At 67.9% G+C, this 19,711-nt stretch carries 22 protein-coding genes and 1 riboswitch; of the genes, 20 read left to right on the forward strand and 2 right to left on the reverse strand.

The annotated features are described in order from the left end of the window. Positions 1 to 121: 121 nt before the first annotated feature. Both CFB50_RS01920 and CFB50_RS01925 read right to left on the reverse strand, forming a co-directional pair. Positions 122 to 898 carry an SDR family NAD(P)-dependent oxidoreductase gene (locus CFB50_RS01920; RefSeq protein ID WP_069246955.1) on the reverse strand — a complete coding sequence of 259 codons (777 nt, stop codon included), beginning with the start codon at positions 896 to 898 and terminating at the stop codon, positions 122 to 124. Beyond that, entirely contained in the window at positions 895 to 2,664 is a 1,770-nt protein-coding gene (locus CFB50_RS01925; RefSeq protein WP_089444823.1) for an ABC transporter ATP-binding protein/permease, read from the reverse strand. Before CFB50_RS01925 ends, CFB50_RS01920 begins: the two co-directional genes overlap by 4 nt. 269 nt (positions 2,665 to 2,933) lie before the next feature. After that, positions 2,934 to 3,057: riboswitch (TPP riboswitch) on the forward strand. A 225-nt stretch (positions 3,058 to 3,282) separates the two neighbouring features. Between CFB50_RS01925 and CFB50_RS01935 the strand changes: the two genes are divergently transcribed. The 20 genes from CFB50_RS01935 to hisH all read left to right on the forward strand — a co-directional run bounded on the left by CFB50_RS01935 (position 3,283) and on the right by hisH (position 19,631). Then, on the forward strand, positions 3,283 to 4,419 hold the full coding sequence (locus CFB50_RS01935; RefSeq protein ID WP_089444824.1) for an FAD-dependent oxidoreductase: 1,137 nt from the start codon (positions 3,283 to 3,285) through the stop codon (positions 4,417 to 4,419). Positions 4,420 to 4,451: 32 nt separating this feature from the next. Continuing rightward, the gene (thiS, locus tag CFB50_RS01940; protein ID WP_011350713.1) at positions 4,452 to 4,649 is read left to right on the forward strand and encodes a sulfur carrier protein ThiS; all 198 of its coding nucleotides are present in this window, start codon (positions 4,452 to 4,454) and stop codon (positions 4,647 to 4,649) included. Positions 4,650 to 4,698: 49 nt separating this feature from the next. Continuing rightward, positions 4,699 to 5,514, forward strand: coding sequence for a thiazole synthase (locus CFB50_RS01945; protein WP_034183640.1), 816 nt, complete (start codon positions 4,699 to 4,701; stop codon positions 5,512 to 5,514). Then, positions 5,511 to 6,635, forward strand: coding sequence for a thiamine phosphate synthase (gene thiE / locus CFB50_RS01950; protein WP_089444825.1), 1,125 nt, complete (start codon positions 5,511 to 5,513; stop codon positions 6,633 to 6,635). The genes CFB50_RS01945 and thiE overlap by 4 nt, the downstream gene beginning before the upstream one ends. 84 nt (positions 6,636 to 6,719) lie before the next feature. Then, positions 6,720 to 7,541: an ABC transporter ATP-binding protein gene (locus CFB50_RS01955; protein ID WP_006477138.1), complete on the forward strand. Its 822-nt coding sequence runs from the start codon at positions 6,720 to 6,722 to the stop codon at positions 7,539 to 7,541. Next, positions 7,538 to 8,305 (forward strand): lipid asymmetry maintenance ABC transporter permease subunit MlaE, encoded by a 768-nt coding sequence (gene mlaE / locus CFB50_RS01960; RefSeq protein ID WP_069246960.1) that lies wholly within the window; start codon positions 7,538 to 7,540, stop codon positions 8,303 to 8,305. The genes CFB50_RS01955 and mlaE overlap by 4 nt, the downstream gene beginning before the upstream one ends. A 24-nt stretch (positions 8,306 to 8,329) precedes the next feature. Further along, a complete protein-coding gene (mlaD, locus tag CFB50_RS01965) occupies positions 8,330 to 8,902 on the forward strand; it encodes an outer membrane lipid asymmetry maintenance protein MlaD (protein WP_089444826.1) in 573 nt (190 codons plus the stop codon). Between the two features lie 30 nt (positions 8,903 to 8,932). After that, entirely contained in the window at positions 8,933 to 9,901 is a 969-nt protein-coding gene (locus tag CFB50_RS01970; RefSeq protein ID WP_089444886.1) for an MlaA family lipoprotein, read from the forward strand. 111 nt (positions 9,902 to 10,012) lie between these two features. Further along, positions 10,013 to 10,642, forward strand: coding sequence for an MlaC/ttg2D family ABC transporter substrate-binding protein (locus tag CFB50_RS01975; RefSeq protein ID WP_050013177.1), 630 nt, complete (start codon positions 10,013 to 10,015; stop codon positions 10,640 to 10,642). Next, positions 10,639 to 10,914, forward strand: a complete 276-nt coding sequence (locus CFB50_RS01980) for an STAS domain-containing protein (protein WP_089424333.1) — start codon at positions 10,639 to 10,641, stop codon at positions 10,912 to 10,914. Before CFB50_RS01975 ends, CFB50_RS01980 begins: the two co-directional genes overlap by 4 nt. A gap of 192 nt (positions 10,915 to 11,106) precedes the next feature. Then, the gene (locus CFB50_RS01985) at positions 11,107 to 12,033 is read left to right on the forward strand and encodes an ABC transporter ATP-binding protein (RefSeq protein ID WP_059522281.1); all 927 of its coding nucleotides are present in this window, start codon (positions 11,107 to 11,109) and stop codon (positions 12,031 to 12,033) included. Next, positions 12,030 to 12,785, forward strand: a complete 756-nt coding sequence (locus CFB50_RS01990) for an ABC transporter permease (RefSeq protein ID WP_011350723.1) — start codon at positions 12,030 to 12,032, stop codon at positions 12,783 to 12,785. Before CFB50_RS01985 ends, CFB50_RS01990 begins: the two co-directional genes overlap by 4 nt. 56 nt (positions 12,786 to 12,841) lie before the next feature. Continuing rightward, positions 12,842 to 13,081 (forward strand): BolA family protein, encoded by a 240-nt coding sequence (locus tag CFB50_RS01995; RefSeq protein WP_006477131.1) that lies wholly within the window; start codon positions 12,842 to 12,844, stop codon positions 13,079 to 13,081. A gap of 14 nt (positions 13,082 to 13,095) precedes the next feature. Continuing rightward, positions 13,096 to 14,445 carry a UDP-N-acetylglucosamine 1-carboxyvinyltransferase gene (gene murA, locus CFB50_RS02000; RefSeq protein WP_069246963.1) on the forward strand — a complete coding sequence of 450 codons (1,350 nt, stop codon included), beginning with the start codon at positions 13,096 to 13,098 and terminating at the stop codon, positions 14,443 to 14,445. Next, the gene (gene hisG / locus CFB50_RS02005; RefSeq protein WP_011350725.1) at positions 14,442 to 15,095 is read left to right on the forward strand and encodes an ATP phosphoribosyltransferase; all 654 of its coding nucleotides are present in this window, start codon (positions 14,442 to 14,444) and stop codon (positions 15,093 to 15,095) included. The genes murA and hisG overlap by 4 nt, the downstream gene beginning before the upstream one ends. A gap of 24 nt (positions 15,096 to 15,119) precedes the next feature. Then, entirely contained in the window at positions 15,120 to 16,436 is a 1,317-nt protein-coding gene (gene hisD, locus CFB50_RS02010) for a histidinol dehydrogenase (RefSeq protein WP_089444827.1), read from the forward strand. A gap of 144 nt (positions 16,437 to 16,580) precedes the next feature. Further along, a complete protein-coding gene (gene hisC / locus CFB50_RS02015) occupies positions 16,581 to 17,654 on the forward strand; it encodes a histidinol-phosphate transaminase (protein WP_089444828.1) in 1,074 nt (357 codons plus the stop codon). Between the two features lie 64 nt (positions 17,655 to 17,718). Continuing rightward, positions 17,719 to 18,306 (forward strand): imidazoleglycerol-phosphate dehydratase HisB, encoded by a 588-nt coding sequence (hisB, locus tag CFB50_RS02020; protein ID WP_011350728.1) that lies wholly within the window; start codon positions 17,719 to 17,721, stop codon positions 18,304 to 18,306. Positions 18,307 to 18,372: 66 nt separating this feature from the next. Then, entirely contained in the window at positions 18,373 to 18,993 is a 621-nt protein-coding gene (locus CFB50_RS02025) for a YchE family NAAT transporter (RefSeq protein ID WP_089444829.1), read from the forward strand. Beyond that, on the forward strand, positions 18,990 to 19,631 hold the full coding sequence (gene hisH / locus CFB50_RS02030; RefSeq protein ID WP_089444830.1) for an imidazole glycerol phosphate synthase subunit HisH: 642 nt from the start codon (positions 18,990 to 18,992) through the stop codon (positions 19,629 to 19,631). The genes CFB50_RS02025 and hisH overlap by 4 nt, the downstream gene beginning before the upstream one ends. Positions 19,632 to 19,711: the final 80 nt, after the last annotated feature.

Raw genomic sequence — 19,711 nt, forward strand, 5'->3', positions numbered from 1 at the left:
GTGAGGGCGATGGGCGTTCGTCCGGGGAACGCGTGATGGCCGATCCGATCGCGCCTGGGCGACAGGCAGGCCCGGGCAACGGTGACGGTCCACGCGCCGGCACGGCGCGCAGGCACATGCTTCAGAGCGTCAGGCCACCGTCGACATGCACGACCTGCCCGGTGATCTGCCGCGCGGCGTCCGACAGCAGGAACGCAATCAGCGCGGCGACGTCGTCGGGTTCGGCGATCCGGCCGAGCGGTGTCGCCTGTTCGGCCTGCGCCCATGCGGCGGCATTGCCGGCGCTCGGCCCGTGGTCCTTGCGCGTGAAGCCCGGCGCGACCGCGTTGACGGTGATGCCGCGCGCGGCGAATTCGGCGGCGGCGGTGCGCACCAGCGATTCGAGCGCGGCCTTCGCTGCGGCGGTGGCCGCGAACGGCGCATCGGCGCGGTAGCGGTGCGCAACGAACGAACTGACCGCGACGATCCGCGGCGCAACCGACGCTTCGAGCAGCGGCCGCGCGCGGCCCGCGAGCGCGGAGAACGCGCCGGGCATCGCCGCGAAGGCGGACGCGAGCGCGTCCGCGGACAGACCGGAAAAGGATTGCCGGGCGGCGAAGCCCGCGTTGGCGACCAGGTGATCGAGCCCGCCGAAGCGTGACGCGGTTGCTTCGACGAGCGACGCGGCGACGCCCGGCTCGCCGAGATCGCCGGTGAGCGTGACGCACTCCGCGCCGGCCGCCGTGCACGCGTGAGCCACTTCGGTGAGCCGGGCGCGCGCCGCGTCGTCCGCGCCGCGCGCGTGCAGGGCCAGCGCCATGCCGGGCGCCGCGAGCTGCCGCGCGAGCGCCGCGCCGATCCCCGAACCCGCGCCGGTGATCAGCGCAATTCGTGCGATGTGCGCGGCGCGTGCGCTCAAGCCGCGACCTTGTCGCTGTCGTTCACGCGCTCGACGTTGATCGTGCCGACGTGGAACGCGGCCAGCGATTCGCGGTGCGCGATGCTGACGATCGCGGCCTTCGGCAGCCGTTCGGCGAACAGGTGGTACAGACGCGCTTCGTTGTCGGCGTCGAGCGCGCTCGTCGCTTCGTCGAGGAACAGGAAGTCGGGCTTGTGCAGCAGCACGCGTGCGCCGGCCAGGCGTTGCTGCTCGCCGGGCGACAGCACGCGGGTCCAGTGCGCGGTCTCGTCGAGGCGGTCGACGTAATCCTCGAGGCGGCATGCGCGCAGCGCGTCGCGGCAGGCTTCGTCGCTGAACGCGTCGGCCGTCGCCGGATAGGTGAGCGCGGCCTTCAGCGTGCCGATCGGCAAGTAGCTCGTCTGCGGCACGAACATCATCCGCGCGCCGACCGGCGCGTCGATCGCGCCGTCGCCGAATGGCCACAGGCCCGCGAGCGCGCGCATGAACGTGCTCTTGCCGGAACCCGACTTGCCGATCACGAGCCAGCGCGAGCCGGGCTCGATCGTGACGCTGCCGATGTTCGCGAGCGCGTTGCCGTTCGGCAGCGCGAGCTTGAGCGACGACGTCGACAGCTTCGCGCCGTCGACGTAGTGCAGGTTGATGCCGCCGTGCTCGGTCGCGGGCGACAGGCTTTCCTTCAGGTGCGACGTGCCCATCACGCGCTTGAATTCGCGCAGACGGTTGACGGTGGCGCGCCATTCGACGAGGGTCGAGTAACTGTTGATGAACCACGAGAACGAATCGCTGACGGTGCCGAACGCGGACGAGATCTGCATCAGCACGCCGAACGAGAACGCACCCGCGAAATAGCGCGGCGCGGCGACGACGAGCGGGAAGATGATCGCGATCTGCCCGTAGAAGCTCAGCACGAACGTGAGCCGCTTCGTGTACTTCATCACGCGCCACCAGTTGTCGCGGATGCGCATGAAGAGGCTTTGCGCGTTGCCGGTCTCGGTCTTCTCGCCGTCGTAGAACGCGATCTGCTCGGCGTTCTCGCGCACGCGGATCAGCCCGAAGCGGAAGTCGGCCTCGACGCGCTGCTGCTGGTAATTGATCGACACGAGCGGATGGCCGACCTTCTGGATGATCAGTGAGCCGACCACCGCGTACAGCGCGGCCGCCCACACCATGTAGCCGGGGATCGCGATCGGCGTCGCGCCGAGCGAAATCGTCAGCGCGCCGGCGAGCGACCACAGGATCGTGATGAACGACACGAGCGTGACGACCGTCGACAGCAGGTCGAGCGACAGCGCGAGCGTGGTCGTCGCGAACGACTGGAGATCGTCGGTGATCCGCTGGTCGGGGTTGTCGGCGAGGCGGTCACGTTCGATCCGGTAGAACGCGCGATCGCCGAGCCACTGGCCGAGAAAGCGGTCGGTGAGCCACTGGCGCCAGCGGAAGCCGAGCATCTGCCGCAGATAGCGGCCGTACACGGCGAGGATGATGAAGGCGAACGCGAGCGCGGAGAACTGCATCAGCAGGTTCGGGAAGTCGTGGACGTCCTTCGACTGCAGCGCGTTGTAGAACTCCGCGTTCCACTTGTTGAGCCGGACGTTGATCCAGACCACGCAGAGGTTGATCGCGATGATCGTGACCAGCAGGCCCCATGCGATTTTCCATTCGGACGATACCCAGTAGGGCTTGATGAGGCTCCATGCGGATACCGGGCGCTCGTCCTGCGGCGCGTCGGAGGCGGAGCGGACGGGATCGATCGATTGGGTCATGTGCTTCCTGATGAGTAGCCGGCGCGCGGGCCGGGCGAAGCCGGGCGCGCGCCGCGATACGGCATGCCGGGACGCGGCGCCGACTGACGGCGGGCGTCCGGATGGTCGCCCGCGCGTCTTAAACGGCACTTAAGGCCGGCGGTGACGCGGCAACCGGCCGCTCGCGCGGCCGGCCTGCGGGCATTGTGCCAGAGCGGCGCGGCACGACGGCGAATTTGCCGCAAGGGGGACAGTTTGCGGCGCTTTCCGCTTTTATGGTCTAATGGCCGACGACGAAACAGGGGTGCTTCGTGGCGCGGCCGGCAGATGTTCCGGGCAGCGCGATGAGGCTGAGAAAGACCCTTCGCACCCGATCCGGGTAATACCGGCGAGGGAAGTTTCTGATCCCGCCGGGTCGCGCTGGCTGCCATCCCACATGGTCAGCGCCCTTGTCCCGCCCGGCCGGCCTTTGCTGCCGGTTTCGTCCTTTTGGGTACGCGCTTTGCGCGTTACGGAAGGAATGATGACCGCACAATCTTCAGTCTTTTGCATGGTTCCCGGTCCGATGCCGCGTGCGTTCGCGCGCGGCGGCGCGTGCGCGTCGACGCTCGTCGTGCGTGCTCGCGCGGAGGGCGCGCGATGAACGCCCGGGATTTCCGACCCGATTTCGCGGTGCTCGGCGGCGGCCTCGTCGGCCGCCTGATCGCCTGGCGGCTCGCCGGCGACGGGCATCGCGTCGCGCTTTACGAGCGCGGCGGCCCGGACGGCGAACAGTCGGCTGCGTGGATCGCGGCCGCGATGCTCGCGCCGCTCGCGGAAGCCGCGAGCGCGGAGCTGCTGATCACCGAGCTGGGCGCCGCGTCGCTCGCGCGCTGGCCGCAGTGGCTCGCGGAACTGCCCGAACCCGTCTTCTTCCAGCATCACGGCACGCTCGTCGTCTGGCATCACGCCGATCGCGCGGAGGCGCCGCTGTTCGAGCGGCGCGTGCGCGCGAACGCGCCGGCCGACCTGTTCGACCGCGGTTTCGTGACGCTCGCCGGCGCGCAGGTCGACGCGGCCGAGCCGGTGCTCGCGGGCCGCTTCGCGCGCGGCCTGCTGCTGCCGAACGAAGGCCAGCTCGACAATCGCCAGGCGCTGCGTGCGCTCGCGGCCGGCCTCGTCGAACGCGGCGTCGACCTGCACTGGCACGTCACCGTCGACGATGCGAACCTGCCCGCGGCGCATTTCACGATCGATTGCCGCGGGCTCGGCGCGAAACCCGCGCTGCCCGCGTTGCGCGGCATCCGCGGCGAAGTCGCGCGCGTGCGCGCGCCCGGCATCGGGCTCACCCGGCCCGTGCGGCTGCTGCATCCGCGCTACCCGCTGTACATCGCGCCGAAGCAGGACGATCTCTATGTGATCGGCGCGACCGAGGTGGAGGGCGAGGACATGTCGCCCGTCAGCGTGCGCTCCGCGCTCGAACTGCTGAGCGCGGCGTTCTCCGTGCATCCGGCGTTCGGCGAGGCGCGCATCCTCGAACTCAATGCGCAGTGCCGGCCGACGCTGCCCGATCATCGCCCGGCGGTGATCTGGGACGGCGCGTCGACGCTCGCCGTGAACGGCCTGTACCGGCACGGCTTCATGATCGCGCCGGAAGTCGCGCACGCGGCAGTCGCGGTCGCCGAAGCCGCGCTCGGCGGCGCGTTCGGCGACGCCGATGCATTCGCCGGGTGGCGCGACGCCGAGCGCTGGCCGACGCTCCTTCATCACCGCAACGACGCGCGCCAGCCGGCCTGACGCGCGCTGCCGATCGAATTCGACGAAGCCTCATGGATATCCAGATCAACCAACAGAACCTGACGCTGCCCGACGGCGCAACGGTGGCCGACGCGCTCGCCGCGTACGGCGCGCGTCCGCCGTACGCGGTCGCGCTGAACGGCAACTTCGTCGCGCGCACGCAGCACGCGGCGCGTGCACTCGCGGCGGGCGACAAGCTCGACGTCGTGCACCCGGTCGCGGGCGGCTGAGCGCCGCCGCGTTGTTCACGCTTCGTCCCCGCTCTTTCAGGAAAACGACATGACGTCCCTCACTTCCGCCGACGCGTTGACGCTGTACGGTGAAACCTTCGCAAGCCGCGTGCTGCTCGGCACGTCGCGCTATCCGTCGCTGCAGTCGCTGTCCGATTCGATCGCCGCGTCGCGGCCGGGGATGGTGACGGTCGCGTTGCGCCGCCAGATGACGGGCGGCACGGCCGAAGCCGGCTTCTTCGACCTGCTCAAGCGCCACGCGGTGCCGCTGCTGCCGAACACGGCCGGCTGCCAGACCGTCGCCGAAGCCGTGACGACCGCCCACATGGCGCGCGAGGTCTTCGGCACCGACTGGATCAAGCTTGAACTGATCGGCGACGACTACACGCTGCAGCCCGACCCGGTCGGCCTGATCGAAGCGGCCGCGCAACTGGTCAAGGACGGTTTCAAGGTGCTGCCGTACTGCACCGAGGATCTGGTGATCGGCCGGCGCCTGCTCGACGTCGGCTGCGAGGCGCTGATGCCGTGGGGCGCGCCGATCGGCACGGGCAAGGGCGTCGTGAACCCGTACGGCCTGCGCGTGCTGCGCGAGCGGCTGCCGGACGTGCCGTTGATCGTCGACGCGGGGCTCGGCGTGCCGTCGCATGCATGCCAGGTGATGGAGTGGGGCTTCGACGGCGTGTTGCTGAACACCGCCGTGTCGCAGGCCACGCACCCCGAAATCATGGCGCGCGCGTTTGCGCAGGGCGTCGAGGCCGGCCGTGCCGCGTATCTCGCCGGGCCGATGGATGCGCGCGAGACCGCGCATGCGAGCACGCCGGTCGTCGGGATGCCGTTCTGGCACCAGGACGGAGGCGGCGCATGAGCGCGCGTTTCGCCGATGCATTCTGGCCGCCGGCCGACGAACTGGCCGAAGCGGCCGAACGGATTCGCGCGCGGCTCGGCGACTGGCCGGGCGGGGCGGCGCCGTGGCGGCTCTGCGTCGCGGTGCCCGATTTGCCGGCCGATGGCGACGTGCTGATCGTCTCGGCTGGCGACCGCGCCGCGCAGGCGCGCGCGTCGGCCGCGTCCCGGCCCGCGGCGCCGGGCGCGGTCGCGATCGAATTCGACGAGCAGGGCGCGGTACTGCACACGGCGGGCGCGCGTTACGCGCTCGACGCCGCGCATCCGCTCGGGGACGACTGGATCGCCGCGCTCGCGGCGTTCCTCGATTGCGGCTTTGCGCCGATCGACGCGCTGGTGCTGGCGCTGGCCTGGCGCGACGGCGATGAAACCCGCGCCGCCGATGCGTGGCCGGTCGACGCCGCGCGGTTCCCGCGGGTCGCCGGGCTGCCGGCCGCGCCCGAACCTGCGTTCGCGCCGTGCCCCGCGCAACTCGGCCTGTATCCGGTCGTGCCGGACGCCGAATGGGTCGAGCGCGTGCTCGATTGCGGCGTGCGGACCGTGCAGCTGCGTGTGAAAGGCGCGACGCCGGACACCTTGCGGCGGGAAATCGCCCGCGCGGTCGCGGCCGGACGTCGCTATCCCGATGCACGCGTGTTCATCAACGATCACTGGCAGATCGCTGCAGAAGAGGGGGCGTACGGCGTTCATCTGGGCCAGGAAGATCTCGAAACGGCCGATCTGGCCGCGATCGCGCGCGCGGGCCTGCGGCTCGGACTTTCGAGCCACGGTTATTACGAAATGTTGCGGGCATTGCACGAACGCCCGAGCTATCTCGCGCTCGGCCCCGTGTACGCGACCGCGACCAAGGCCGTTGCTGCGCCGCCACAGGGCCTCGCGCGGATCACCCGCTATGCGCGCTTCGCGGGCACCCAGGCGCCGCTCGTCGCGATCGGCGGGGTGGGGCTCGACGCGCTGCCGGCCGTACTGGCAACGGGCGTCGGCAGTGTCGCGGTGGTCAGTGCGGTGACGGGCGCGACCGACTATCGGGCCGCCATTGCTGCGTTGCAGCAATGCTTTCCCGGACAATTTGACAATCATTGACCGCCGGGCCCGGAACGGCTTCACGACATCATTCCAATGCAGGCCCTATAATTCGGCGTTCTGCGTAAAAGGACTGTCAGCTCCGTGAGCCCCACTCCTACCGAGACACTGCTGGAACTTCGCGACGTCGACTTTGGCTACGGCGACCGCCTCGTCCTGTCCAACCTGAACCTGCGCTTCGGGCGTGGGCAGGTGGTTGCGGTCATGGGCGGGTCGGGTTGCGGCAAGACGACCGTGCTGCGCCTGATCGGCGGCCTCGTGCGCGCGCGCCGCGGCCAGGTGCTGTTCGACGGCGCCGATGTCGGCGCGCAAACGCGCGACGGCCTGTACGCGCTGCGCCGCAAGATGGGCATGCTGTTCCAGTTCGGCGCGCTGTTCACCGACATGTCGGTGTTCGAGAACGTCGCGTTCGCGCTGCGCGAGCACACCGACCTGCCCGAAGACCTGATCCGCGACCTCGTGCTGATGAAGCTCAATGCGGTCGGGCTGCGCGGCGCGCGCGACCTGATGCCGTCCGAGGTATCGGGCGGGATGGCGCGCCGTATCGCGCTGGCACGCGCGATCGCGCTCGATCCGCAGCTCATCATGTACGACGAGCCGTTCGCGGGCCTCGATCCGATCTCGCTCGGCATCACCGCGAACCTGATCCGCACGCTGAACCAGGCGCTGGGCGCGACGTCGATCCTCGTCACGCACGACGTGCCGGAATCGTTCGCGATCGCCGACTACGTGTATTTCCTGGCCAACGGCGGCGTGCTCGCGCAGGGTACGCCCGACGAGCTGCGCGCGTCGACCGATCCGAGCGTGCGGCAGTTCATCGACGGCGCGCCGGACGGCCCGTTCAAATTTCATTACACGAGCCCGCCGCTCGCAGCGGATTTCGGGCTCGGCGGAGGGCGCGCATGATCAGCGCGATCGGACGTTACGTCATCCGCGGCCTCGAGCGCGCGGGCTACGGCACGCGGCTGTTCGTGCGCCTTGTGCTGGAATTCTTCCCGCTGCTGCGCCGGCCGCGGCTGGTCACGAAGCAGATCCATTTCCTCGGCAACTATTCGTTCGTGATCATTGCCGTGTCGGGGCTGTTCGTCGGCTTCGTGCTCGGCCTGCAGGGGTATTACACGCTGAACCGCTACGGTTCCGAGCAGGCGCTCGGCCTGCTGGTCGCGCTGTCGCTCGTGCGTGAGCTCGGGCCGGTCGTCACCGCGCTGCTGTTCGCGGGCCGCGCGGGCACGTCGCTCACGGCCGAGATCGGCCTGATGAAGGCCGGCGAGCAGCTCACCGCGCTCGAGATGATGGCGGTGGACCCGATCAAGAACGTGATCGCGCCGCGCATGTGGGCGGGCATCATCGCGATGCCGCTGCTGGCCGCGATCTTCAATGCGGTCGGCGTGCTCGGCGGTTACTTCGTCGGCGTCGTGCTGATCGGCGTCGATCCGGGCGCGTTCTGGTCGCAGATGCAGGGCGGCGTGCAGGTCTGGGCCGACGTCGGCAACGGCGTGATCAAGAGCATCGTGTTCGGGTTCGCCGTGACCTTCATTGCACTGTTTCAAGGGTATGAAGCGAAGCCCACGCCCGAAGGCGTGTCGCGCGCGACCACCAAGACGGTCGTGTTCGCGTCGCTCGCCGTACTCGGCCTCGATTTCCTGCTGACCGCGCTGATGTTCAGCTAAGCCTCAGCCAAGCCAAATTTTGGGATGACGATGAAAAAGACTGCTCTCGACTTCTGGGTCGGCCTGTTCGTGGTGGTGGGCTTCCTTGCGGTGCTGTTCCTGGCGCTGAAGGTCGGCAACATGAGCTCGCTGTCGTTTCAGCCGACCTATTCGGTGAGGATGAAATTCGACAATATCGGCGGGCTGAAGCCGCGCGCGGCCGTGAAGAGCGCGGGCGTCGTGGTCGGCCGCGTGAAGTCGATCGGCTTCGACACGAATACGTACCAGGCGCTTGTCACGATCGATGTCGACGGCCAGTATCAGTTCCCGAAGGATTCGTCGGCGAAGATCCTGACGTCGGGCCTGCTCGGCGAGCAATATATCGGCCTGGATCCGGGCGGTGACACCGAAATGCTGAAGTCGGGCGATACGATCTCGATGACGCAATCGGCGATCGTGCTCGAGAACCTGATCGGCCAGTTCCTGTACAGCAAGGCCGCCGATGCGGGCGGTGCGAAGCCGGCAGCCGGCGCATCGGCCACCGCGCCCGCCGTGCCCGCCGCGCCCGCACCGGTGGCGGTGCCGGCGTCGGCGGTGTCCGGTTCGGCCGGCCAATAACCACACGAGAGAAAACAAGAGGGAATGACCATGCACACGATCCGCATCAGGCAGGCGGCGCTGGCGGTAGCGGCAGTCGCCGCGTTGAGCGGCTGCGCGACCGTGCAGACGCCGACCAAGGGCGATCCGCTCGAGGGCTTCAACCGGTCGATGTACAAGTTCAACGACACGGTCGACACGTATGCGCTGAAGCCGGTCGCGAAGGGCTACCAGTACGTGGTGCCGCAGCCGGTGCGCGACAGCGTGACGAACTTCTTCTCGAACATCGGCGACGTCTACATCGCGGCGAACAACATCGTGCAGTTGCGGATCGCCGACGGCGTCGGCGACATCATGCGCGTCGTGATCAACACGGTGTTCGGCGTCGGCGGCCTGTTCGACGTCGCGACGATCGCGAAGCTGCCGAAGCACACGGCCGACTTCGGGATCACGATGGGCCGCTACGGCATGCCGTCGGGCCCGTACCTCGTGCTGCCGCTGCTCGGCCCGAGCACGCTGCGCGACACGGCTGGCCTGGGTGTCGACTACGTCGGCAACCCGCTCACGTACGTGAAGCCGGATGGCCTGAGCTGGGGCCTGTTCGGCGTGAACCTCGTCAACACGCGTTCGAACCTGCTCGGCGCGGGCGACGTGCTGGATGCCGCGGCGCTCGACAAGTATTCGTTCGTGCGCAACGCGTACCTGCAACGCCGCCAGATGCTGATCAGCAACGCGCGCGGCGAGGCGGCCACGACGTCGAGCAACGACGCGCTGCCGAAGTACGACCTGCCGGAAGACGGCGCGGCACCGGCTGCAGCCGGCGCGGCCGGTACGGCGGGCGCGGCAGCGGTGGGCGGCGCAGCGCCGGCGCCCGCGCCGGCATCGGGCGCGGCGGTTGCTGCGCCGGCCTCGGGCACGGCCGAATCGCCGAACCCGGCCAGCGAGACGAACGTGCCGGCGATGCAGGTAGCGCCGCCGTCGCCGGGCGGGTTCCGCTTCCCGAGTATCCGCCTGCACTGACGGATTTACATTCGTTACAGCCGGAAACGATTCAGTCGGTAGCGTATGCGAACTTGCGCGTAAGCTACCTGCTCCAACCTTCGCATCGACTCATTCATGCAGGCCACTACGATGAAAAAACTGTTCCTGATCCCTGTTTTCGCAGCGCTGTTCTCGTTCGGCAGCGCAGCCCACGCGCAAGTCGACCAGTCGAACCCGCAGGCGCTGATCAAGACGGCGACGCAGCAGGTGCTCGACGAAGTCAAGCAGCAGACGATCAAGCAGGGCGACACCAACCGCATCATCACGATCGTCAACAAGGACATCCTGCCGTACACCGATTTCCGCCGCACCACGCAGCTCGCGATGGGCCGCAACTGGCGCACGGCGACGGCCGAGCAGCAGCAACAGGTTCAGGAGCAGTTCAAGCTGCTGCTGATCCGCACGTATTCGGGCGCGCTCGCGCAGCTGAAGCCGGACCAGCAGATCCAGTACCCGCCGTTCCGCGCCGATCCGGCCGATACCGATGTCGTGGTCAAGACGGTCGCGATGAACAACGGCCAGCCGGTCCAGATCGATTACCGCCTGTATAAGACGGCCAATGGCTGGAAGGTGTATGACCTGAACGTGCTCGGCGCGTGGCTGATCCAGACGTACCAGCAGCAGTTCAACGAGAAGATCCAGCAAAGCGGCGTGGAAGGCCTGATCCAGTTCCTCACGCAGCGCAACCAGCAACTTGCCGCCGGCAAGCAAGCGTCGTGAGCGGCTTCGAAGCCGGCTCCTCGCTGACCGTCGCGAGCGCGAAGTCCGCGCTCGCGGACGGTCTTGCGCGCATCGGCGCGGGCGCAACCGCCGTCGATTGCGCGGCGCTGACGCAGTTCGACTCGTCCGCGCTCGCCGTGCTGCTCGCATGGCAACGTGCCGCCAAAGCGCGCGGCGCGACCCTCGACATCCACAATCTCCCCCCGAAGCTCGCCAGCCTCGCGCGCGCCTACGGCGTCGACGCGCTCATCGACGGCACCGGGCGACATTGACCCTGTCCGACCGGAGCCTGCCGCGCCGCCCGGCGCGCGCAAGCTTCAGGCCGCGTGCCTCCGGCACCGGCTCCCCCAGCCGGTTTGCCCTATAATCAAGCGTTTTGCGGGGCAGCCAATCGGCGTCCGGCCCCCATTTTCATTCGCAGCAAGCACAGAATAGGCGTCGCGGCCCTGGCGTCGCGCACAGTCATGTCAGCCATAGAAATCCGTCACGTCAAGAAGCGCTACAAGTCGCTTCAGGCGCTCAAGGGCGTCAGCCTGTCGGTCGAGGAAGGCGAGTTTTTCGGTCTGCTCGGCCCCAACGGCGCAGGCAAGACCACGCTCATCAGTATCCTCGCCGGGCTCGCCCGGGCCGACGAAGGCAGTATCTCGGTGCGTGGTCACGACGTCGTCAAGGACTTCCGTGGCGCGCGCCGCGCACTCGGCGTCGTGCCGCAGGAACTCGTGTTCGATCCGTTCTTCACCGTCCGCGAGACGCTGCGGATCCAGTCCGGCTATTTCGGGCTGCGCCGCAACGACGACTGGATCGACGAAGTGATGGCCAATCTCGACCTCACCGAGAAGGCCGACGCGAACATGCGCGCGCTGTCGGGCGGGATGAAGCGCCGCGTGCTGGTCGCGCAGGCGCTCGTACACCGGCCGCCCGTGATCGTGCTCGACGAACCGACCGCCGGCGTCGACGTCGAATTGCGCCAGACGCTGTGGAAATTCATCTCGCGCCTGAACCGCGAAGGCCACACGATCGTGCTGACCACCCATTACCTCGAGGAAGCCGAGTCGCTGTGCGACCGCATCGCGATGTTGCGCCGTGGCGAAGTGGTCGCGCTCGACCGCACCGATGCGCTGCTGCGCCGCTTCGCGGGGCTGCAGCTCTACCTGCGCCTCGCGACCGGCGCGCTGCCGTCCGAGCTGCGCGGGCTGGAGTCCGACCCGGCTGCCCGCGCGCCGGGCGAGCACCTGTTGCGCCTGACGAGCTACGACGATGTCGAGCGCATCCTCGCGCAATGCCGCGCGGCGGGCTGCACGTTCGACGAGATCGAGGTCCGCAAGGCCGACCTCGAAGATGTGTTCGTCCAGGTGATGAACGGGGCAGAGGTCATCGAGGGATTGGCATGAGCGGGTTTCAAACGCTGTTCTACAAGGAACTGCTGCGTTTCTGGAAAGTGTCGTTCCAGACGGTGTGCGCACCGATCGTCACGGCGCTGCTGTATCTGACGATCTTCGGCCACGCGCTGTCGGGCCGCGTCGAGGTCTATCCGGGCGTCGAGTACGTGAGCTTTCTCGTACCGGGCCTCGTGATGATGAGCGTGCTGCAGAACGCGTTCGCGAACAGCTCGTCGTCGCTGATCCAGTCGAAGATCACCGGCAACCTCGTGTTCATGCTGCTGCCGCCGCTGTCGTATCGCGACATCTTCGGCGCGTACGTGCTCGCGTCCGTGGTGCGCGGCCTCGCGGTCGGCACGGGCGTGTTCGTCGTGACGATCTGGTTTATCCCGATGCATTTCGCGGCGCCGCTGTTCATCATTGCATTCGCGTTGCTCGGCTCGGCGATCCTCGGCACGCTCGGCCTGATCGCAGGGATCTGGGCCGAGAAGTTCGACCAGCTCGCCGCGTTCCAGAACTTCCTGATCATGCCGCTGACGTTCCTGTCCGGCGTGTTCTACTCGACGCACTCGCTGCCGCCCGTGTGGCGCGAGATCTCGCGTCTCAATCCGTTTTTCTACATGATCGACGGCTTTCGTTTCGGGTTCTTCGGCGCGTCCGACATCAACCCATTCGCGAGCCTCGCGATCGTCACCGGTTTCTTCGTGCTGCTCGCGCTGATCGCGATGCGGCTGCTCGCGACCGGCTACAAACTGCGTCATTGATATCGACAGGCAGCGGCCGCCATTCGGGCGGCGCGCGCCGACAGGAGCCTTACACCATGTTGCCGACTCCCGAACAGGTCAAGCAATACATCGCCGGCGGTCTCGCCTGCACGCATCTGGAAGTCGAAGGCGACGGCCAGCATTTTTTCGCGACGATCGTGTCGGCTGCCTTCGAAGGCAAGCGGCCGATCCAGCGGCACCAGCTCGTCTATGCGGCGCTCGGCGATCGCATGAAACAGGAAATTCACGCGCTCAGCATGAAAACGCTGACGCCCGCCGAATGGCAGAACGCATAAACGGAAATCACTGAGTGCAAGTCACCGTCAACGAGCGCGACGCCGTCCAGAGCGTCGCCACGGCACACCCGGCCGCCAACGGGGAAGCGCATGGCCATGGGATGGACAAGCTCGTGATCGAAGGCGGCCACCGTCTGTCGGGCGAGATCGTCGTGTCGGGCGCGAAGAATGCCGCGCTGCCGATCCTGTGCGCGGGGCTGCTCACCGGTGACCCGGTCGATCTCGACAACGTGCCGAATCTCAAGGACGTGCGGACCACGCTGAAGGTGCTGAACCAGATGGGCGTGAAGAGCGAGACCGACGGCTGCCGCGTGCAGCTCGACGCGTCGCGCGTCGACAACCTCGTCGCGCCGTACGAGCTCGTGAAGACGATGCGCGCGTCGATCCTCGTGCTCGGGCCGCTGCTCGCGCGCTTCGGCGAGGCGAAGGTGTCGCTGCCGGGCGGCTGCGCGATCGGCGCGCGTCCGGTCGACCAGCACATCAAGGGCCTGCAGGCGATGGGCGCCGAGATCAGCATCGAGCACGGCTTTATCGAAGCCCGCGCGAAGCGCCTGAAGGGCGCGCGCATCGTGACCGACATGATCACGGTGACGGGGACGGAAAACCTGCTGATGGCCGCGACGCTCGCCGACGGCGAGACGGTGATCGAAAATGCCGCGCGCGAGCCGGAAGTGAGCGATCTCGCACACTTGCTGGTCGCGATGGGCGCGAAAATCGACGGCATCGGCACCGATCGCCTCGTGATCCAGGGCGTCGAGCGGCTGCACGGCGCGCGCCATTCGGTGATCCCCGACCGCATCGAGGCCGGCACGTTCCTGTGCGCGGTCGCGGCGGCGGGCGGCGACGTGATGCTGACGGGCGTGCGCCCGCACATCCTCGACGCGGTGATCGACAAGCTGCGCGAAGCCGGCGTGTCGATCGAGGAAGGCGACAGCTGGCTGCGCGTGAAGATGGACCGCCGCCCGTCGGCGGTGACGATCCGCACGTCGGAATATCCGGCGTTCCCGACCGACATGCAGGCGCAGTTCATGGCCCTCAATACGGTCGCGACGGGCACCGCGCAGGTCGTCGAAACCATTTTCGAGAACCGTTTCATGCACGTGCAGGAGCTGAACCGGCTCGGCGCGAACATCACGATCGACGGCAATACCGCGCTCGTGACGGGGGTCGAGAAGCTGTCGGGCGCGAACGTGATGGCGACCGACCTGCGTGCGTCGGCGAGCCTCGTGATCGCCGGGCTGCGTGCCGACGGCGAAACGCTGGTCGACCGCATCTATCACCTGGACCGCGGCTACGACCGCATGGAAGCCAAACTGACCGCCGTCGGCGCGAACGTGCGCCGCCTTTCCGGGAGCCAAGCATGACCGCGCCGCTGACCCTTGCCCTGTCGAAGGGCCGGATTTTCGAGGAAACCCTGCCGCTGCTGGCCGCGGCCGGCGTGCAGGTGACCGAGGATCCGGAAACGTCGCGCAAGCTGATCCTGCCGACGACGAACCCCGACCTGCGCGTGATCATCGTGCGCGCGAGCGACGTGCCGACCTATGTCGAATACGGCGCGGCCGATTTCGGCGTGGCCGGCAAGGACGTGCTGGTCGAGCACGGCGGCTCGGGCCTGTACCAGCCGATCGATCTGAACATTGCGCGCTGCCGGATGTCGGTGGCCGTGTCGGCCGGTTTCGACTATGCGAGCGCCGTGCGGCAGGGCGCGCGACTGCGCGTCGCGACGAAGTACGTCGAAACCGCACGCGAACACTTTGCCGCGAAGGGCGTGCACGTCGACCTGATCAAGCTGTACGGCTCGATGGAGCTTGCGCCGCTGGTTGGACTGGCCGACGCGATCGTCGACCTCGTCAGCTCGGGCGGCACGCTGAAGGCGAACAATCTGGTCGAGGTCGAGGAGATCATGGCGATCTCGTCGCGCCTCGTCGTGAACCAGGCTGCGCTCAAGTTGAAGCGCACGGCGCTCAAGCCGATCCTCGACGCGTTCGAACGCGCGTCGCAGAATGGCGGTTGAGCGCATCACCGTAACGGAACTCCCATGTCCATCACCATCCGCAAGCTCGATTCGACGAGCGAAGGCTTCGGCGCCGAGCTGCGCGCGCTGCTCGCATTCGAGGCGAGCGAAGACGCGGCGATCGAGCAATCGGTCGCGCAGATCCTCGCCGACGTGAAGTCGCGCGGCGACGCCGCGGTGCTCGAATACACGAACCGCTTCGACCGGTTGAGCGCGAACAGCGTCGCCGCGCTGGAGCTGCCGCAGGACGCGCTGCAGACGGCGCTCGACGGCCTCGCGCCGAAGGCGCGCGCGGCGCTGGAAGCCGCTGCCGCGCGGGTGCGTGCGTACCACGAGAAGCAGAAGATCGAGTGCGGCACGCATAGCTGGCAATACACGGAAGCGGACGGCACGGTGCTCGGCCAGAAGATTACGCCGCTCGACCGCGTCGGCCTGTACGTACCGGGCGGTAAGGCCGCGTATCCGTCGTCGGTGCTGATGAACGCGATTCCCGCACGCGTCGCGGGCGTCGGCGAGATCGTGATGGTCGTGCCGACGCCGGACGGCGTGAAGAACGACCTCGTGCTCGCCGCGGCGCTGCTCGGCGGGGTCGATCGCGTGTTCACGATCGGCGGTGCGCAGGCGGTCGGCGCGCTCGCGTACGGCACGGCGACGGTGCCGGCCGTCGACAAGATCTGCGGCCCCGGCAACGCGTACGTCGCGTCGGCGAAGCGCCGCGTGTTCGGCACGGTCGGCATCGACATGATCGCCGGGCCGTCGGAAATCCTCGTGCTGTGCGACGGCACGACCGATCCGAACTGGGTCGCGATGGACCTGTTCTCGCAGGCCGAGCACGACGAACTCGCGCAATCGATCCTGCTGTGCCCGGACGGAGCGTTCCTCGAGCGCGTCGAAAAGGCGATCGACGAGCTGCTGCCGTCGATGCCGCGCCAGGACGTGATTCGCGCGTCGCTCGAAGGCCGCGGCGCGCTGATCAAGGTGCGCGACATGGCCGAGGCCTGCCGGATCGCGAACGACATCGCGCCCGAGCACCTGGAAATTTCCGCGCTGGAGCCGCAGCAATGGGGCCAGCAGATCCGCCATGCGGGCGCGATCTTCCTCGGCCGCTACACGAGCGAGAGCCTCGGCGACTACTGCGCGGGCCCGAACCACGTGCTGCCGACGTCGCGCACCGCGCGCTTCTCGTCGCCGCTCGGCGTGTACGACTTCATCAAGCGCTCGAGCGTGATCGAGGTCAGCGCGGAAGGCGCGCAGACGCTCGGCGAGATCGCATCCGAGCTCGCGTACGGTGAAGGGCTGCAGGCGCACGCGAAGAGCGCCGAGTTCCGGATGAAGCACTGACCGCACGCTGCGCGGGGCCGCGGCTGGCGCCGATGTGCGGCCCGGCCCGCCCCCGAAGGCCGGGGCTGGAGACACCTGTGCAGGGCGGCAGCCGCCGCCCTGCCGACCCATTGACGCCGGCGCGACGTACGCCGGCTTGAGACCATGACGACGCCACAAGACATCATCCGCCGCGACGTGCTCGCGATGACGAGCTACCCGGTGCCGGACGCGAGCGGGTTCGTGAAACTCGACGCGATGGAGAACCCGTACCCGCTGCCCGAACCGCTCGCCGCGGCGCTCGGCGAGCGTCTCGCGCAGGTCGCGCTGAACCGCTACCCGGCGCCGCGCCCGGCCGCGCTGCTCGACAAGCTGCGCCATGCGATGGGCGTGCCGGCCGGCTGCGACGTGCTGCTCGGCAACGGCTCGGACGAAATCATCAGCATGATGTCGATGGCCTGTGCGAAGCCGGGCGCGAAGGTGCTCGCGCCGGTGCCGGGCTTCGTGATGTACGAACTGTCCGCGAAGCTCGCACAGCTCGAATTCGTCGGCGTGCCGCTGAAGGCCGACCTGACGCTCGACGTCGACGCGATGCTCGCGGCTGTCGCCGAGCATCGTCCGGCGCTCGTCTATCTCGCGTACCCGAACAACCCGACCGGCACGCTGTATGACGATGCCGACATCGAACGGATCGTCGCGGCCGCGCGGCACAGCCTGGTCGTGATCGACGAGGCGTACCAGCCGTTCGCCGTTCGGTCGTGGCTGCCGCGCGCCGCCGAATTCGACAACGTCGTCGTGATGCGCACGGTGTCGAAGCTCGGCCTCGCGGGCATCCGCCTCGGCTATCTGGTCGGTTCGCCCGCGTGGCTGACCGAATTCGACAAGGTGCGTCCGCCGTACAACATCAACGTGCTGACCCAGGCGACAGCCGATTTCCTGCTCGACCACCTCGACGTGCTCGACGCGCAGGCGGCCGACCTGCGAGCGGAACGCACGCGTCTCGCCCAGGAAGTGGCCGCGCTGCCGGGCACGACGGTGTTCCCGAGCGCCGGCAATTTCCTGCTGGTGCGCGTGCCGGACGCGGCCGCCGTGTTCGACGCGCTGCTCACCGAGCGGGTTTTGGTCAAAAACGTGAGTAAAATGCATCCGTTGCTGGCTGAATGCGTGCGGCTGACCGTCGGTTCTCCCGACGAAAACGCGCGCCTGCTGGCCGCTTTGAAACTCGCGCTACCCGGTTGAGCCTCTGGCGCCGCAGCGCGAAACGATCAATCCCCATTTACATCGACTCAGTCAAGGAATTGCCATGCGTGTGGCGGAAGTCGTTCGCAATACCAGCGAAACGCAGATCCGTGTGAAGCTCAATCTCGACGGCACGGGCCAGCAGAAGCTGGCCACCGGTGTGCCGTTCCTCGACCATATGCTCGACCAGATCGCTCGACACGGTCTGGTCGATCTCGAGGTTGAAGCGCATGGCGATACGCATATCGACGACCACCACACGGTCGAAGATGTCGGCATCACGCTCGGCCAGGCCGTCGCGAAGGCGATCGGCGACCGCAAGGGCATCCGCCGCTACGGCCATTCGTACGTGCCGCTCGACGAGGCGCTGTCGCGCGTCGTGATCGACTTCTCCGGCCGGCCGGGCCTCGAATTCCACGTGCCGTTCACGCGGGCGCGGATCGGCACGTTCGACGTCGACCTGTCGATCGAATTCTTCCGCGGTTTCGTGAACCACGCGGGCGTCACGCTGCACATCGACAACCTGCGCGGGATCAACGCGCACCATCAGCTCGAAACCGTGTTCAAGGCCTTCGGCCGTGCGCTGCGTGCGGCGGTGGAACTGGACGAGCGGGCGGCGGGGCAGATCCCGTCGACGAAGGGCAGTCTCTGAACCTGAACTGACCGGACGGAGCGTCAAGGACAACCTCACGGCTTCGGCGCGCGGCGCCGGCTTGCGATGGATCTGCTCAAATCGTTCATTTCGCTGCTGGCGCTGATCAACCCGGTCGGCGCGGTGCCGTTCTTCCTGAGCCTGACGGCGCAGCAGACGGATGCCGAGCGGCGGCGCACGATCCGGATCGCGTCGGTATCGGTGTTCTGCGTGATCACGGTGACGACGCTGCTCGGGCAGCAGATCATCAACTTCTTCGGCATTTCGGTCGGGTCGCTCGAAGTGGGCGGCGGGATCATCATGCTGCTGATGGCGATCAACATGCTGAACGCGCAGATCGGCAACACGCGATCGACGCCGGAGGAGCGCCACGAGGCCGAGCTGAAGGACAACATCGCGGTCGTGCCGCTGGCGATTCCGCTGCTCACGGGCCCTGGCTCGATCAGCACGGTGATCATCTATGCGGCGAACTCGCATCACTGGTATGAGCGGGCCGGGCTGGTCGCGATCGGCGCGGCTTTGGCTTTTCTGTGTTTCGTCGCGATGCGGCTCGCCGAGCCGATCGCGAACTGGATCGGCCGCACGGGCATCAACATCGCCACGCGGCTGATGGGTCTGATGCTGTCGGCGCTGGCGGTGGAATTCATCGTCAATGGACTGAGGGCGCTACTGCCTGCACTGAGATGAAAACTTCGATTGCGATTGTAGATTATGGGATGGGCAACCTGCGCTCGGTCGCGCAGGCGCTCAAGAAGGCCGAACCGGCCGCCGACGTGGCGATCGTCGACACGCCGGCCGCGATCCGCGCGGCCGACCGGGTCGTGCTGCCCGGCCAGGGCGCGATGCCCGACTGCATGCGCAGCCTCGGCGAATCGGGCCTGCAGGAGGCCGTGATCGAGGCCTCGCGCACGAAGCCGCTGCTCGGCGTGTGCGTCGGCGAGCAGATGCTGTTCGACTGGAGCGCGGAAGGCGACACGAAGGGCCTCGGCCTGTTGCCCGGCAAGGTCGTGCGTTTCGCGCTCGACGGCCGCCTGCAGGACGACGGCTCGCGCTTCAAGGTGCCGCAGATGGGCTGGAACCGCGTGCGCCAGTCGCAGCCGCACCCGCTGTGGGACGGCGTGCCCGACGACGCGTATTTCTACTTCGTGCACAGTTATTACGTGACGCCGGACAACCCGGTGCATACGGTTGGCGAAACGGCCTACGGCGCGCCGTTTACGTCCGCGGTCGCGCGGGACAACATCTTCGCGACCCAATTCCACCCGGAGAAAAGCGCGGAGGTCGGGTTGCGTCTGTATCGCAACTTCGTACACTGGAAACCGTAAAACGTGGTGCGCGAGCCACAGTCGATCTGGCCGAACGGCCTGTCGCGCGGCGCGCTCGCGCTTAAGCGCCGAAAGAGTTG

Origin of the sequence: Burkholderia sp. AU33423, from assembly GCF_002223135.1 — a bacterium.
Lineage (GTDB): Bacteria > Pseudomonadota > Gammaproteobacteria > Burkholderiales > Burkholderiaceae > Burkholderia > Burkholderia lata_D.

Coding starts and splice junctions, on each gene's coding strand:
- CFB50_RS01925 (WP_089444823.1), bottom strand. CDS start 2,664: ATGACCCAATCGATCGATCCCGTCCGCTCCGCCTCCGACGCGCCGCAG.
- CFB50_RS01935 (WP_089444824.1), top strand. CDS start 3,283: ATGAACGCCCGGGATTTCCGACCCGATTTCGCGGTGCTCGGCGGCGGC.
- thiS (WP_011350713.1), top strand. CDS start 4,452: ATGGATATCCAGATCAACCAACAGAACCTGACGCTGCCCGACGGCGCA.
- CFB50_RS01945 (WP_034183640.1), top strand. CDS start 4,699: ATGACGTCCCTCACTTCCGCCGACGCGTTGACGCTGTACGGTGAAACC.
- thiE (WP_089444825.1), top strand. CDS start 5,511: ATGAGCGCGCGTTTCGCCGATGCATTCTGGCCGCCGGCCGACGAACTG.
- mlaE (WP_069246960.1), top strand. CDS start 7,538: ATGATCAGCGCGATCGGACGTTACGTCATCCGCGGCCTCGAGCGCGCG.
- mlaD (WP_089444826.1), top strand. CDS start 8,330: ATGACGATGAAAAAGACTGCTCTCGACTTCTGGGTCGGCCTGTTCGTG.
- CFB50_RS01970 (WP_089444886.1), top strand. CDS start 8,933: ATGCACACGATCCGCATCAGGCAGGCGGCGCTGGCGGTAGCGGCAGTC.
- CFB50_RS01975 (WP_050013177.1), top strand. CDS start 10,013: ATGAAAAAACTGTTCCTGATCCCTGTTTTCGCAGCGCTGTTCTCGTTC.
- CFB50_RS01985 (WP_059522281.1), top strand. CDS start 11,107: ATGTCAGCCATAGAAATCCGTCACGTCAAGAAGCGCTACAAGTCGCTT.
- CFB50_RS01990 (WP_011350723.1), top strand. CDS start 12,030: ATGAGCGGGTTTCAAACGCTGTTCTACAAGGAACTGCTGCGTTTCTGG.
- CFB50_RS01995 (WP_006477131.1), top strand. CDS start 12,842: ATGTTGCCGACTCCCGAACAGGTCAAGCAATACATCGCCGGCGGTCTC.
- hisG (WP_011350725.1), top strand. CDS start 14,442: ATGACCGCGCCGCTGACCCTTGCCCTGTCGAAGGGCCGGATTTTCGAG.
- hisD (WP_089444827.1), top strand. CDS start 15,120: ATGTCCATCACCATCCGCAAGCTCGATTCGACGAGCGAAGGCTTCGGC.
- hisC (WP_089444828.1), top strand. CDS start 16,581: ATGACGACGCCACAAGACATCATCCGCCGCGACGTGCTCGCGATGACG.
- hisB (WP_011350728.1), top strand. CDS start 17,719: ATGCGTGTGGCGGAAGTCGTTCGCAATACCAGCGAAACGCAGATCCGT.
- CFB50_RS02025 (WP_089444829.1), top strand. CDS start 18,373: ATGGATCTGCTCAAATCGTTCATTTCGCTGCTGGCGCTGATCAACCCG.
- hisH (WP_089444830.1), top strand. CDS start 18,990: ATGAAAACTTCGATTGCGATTGTAGATTATGGGATGGGCAACCTGCGC.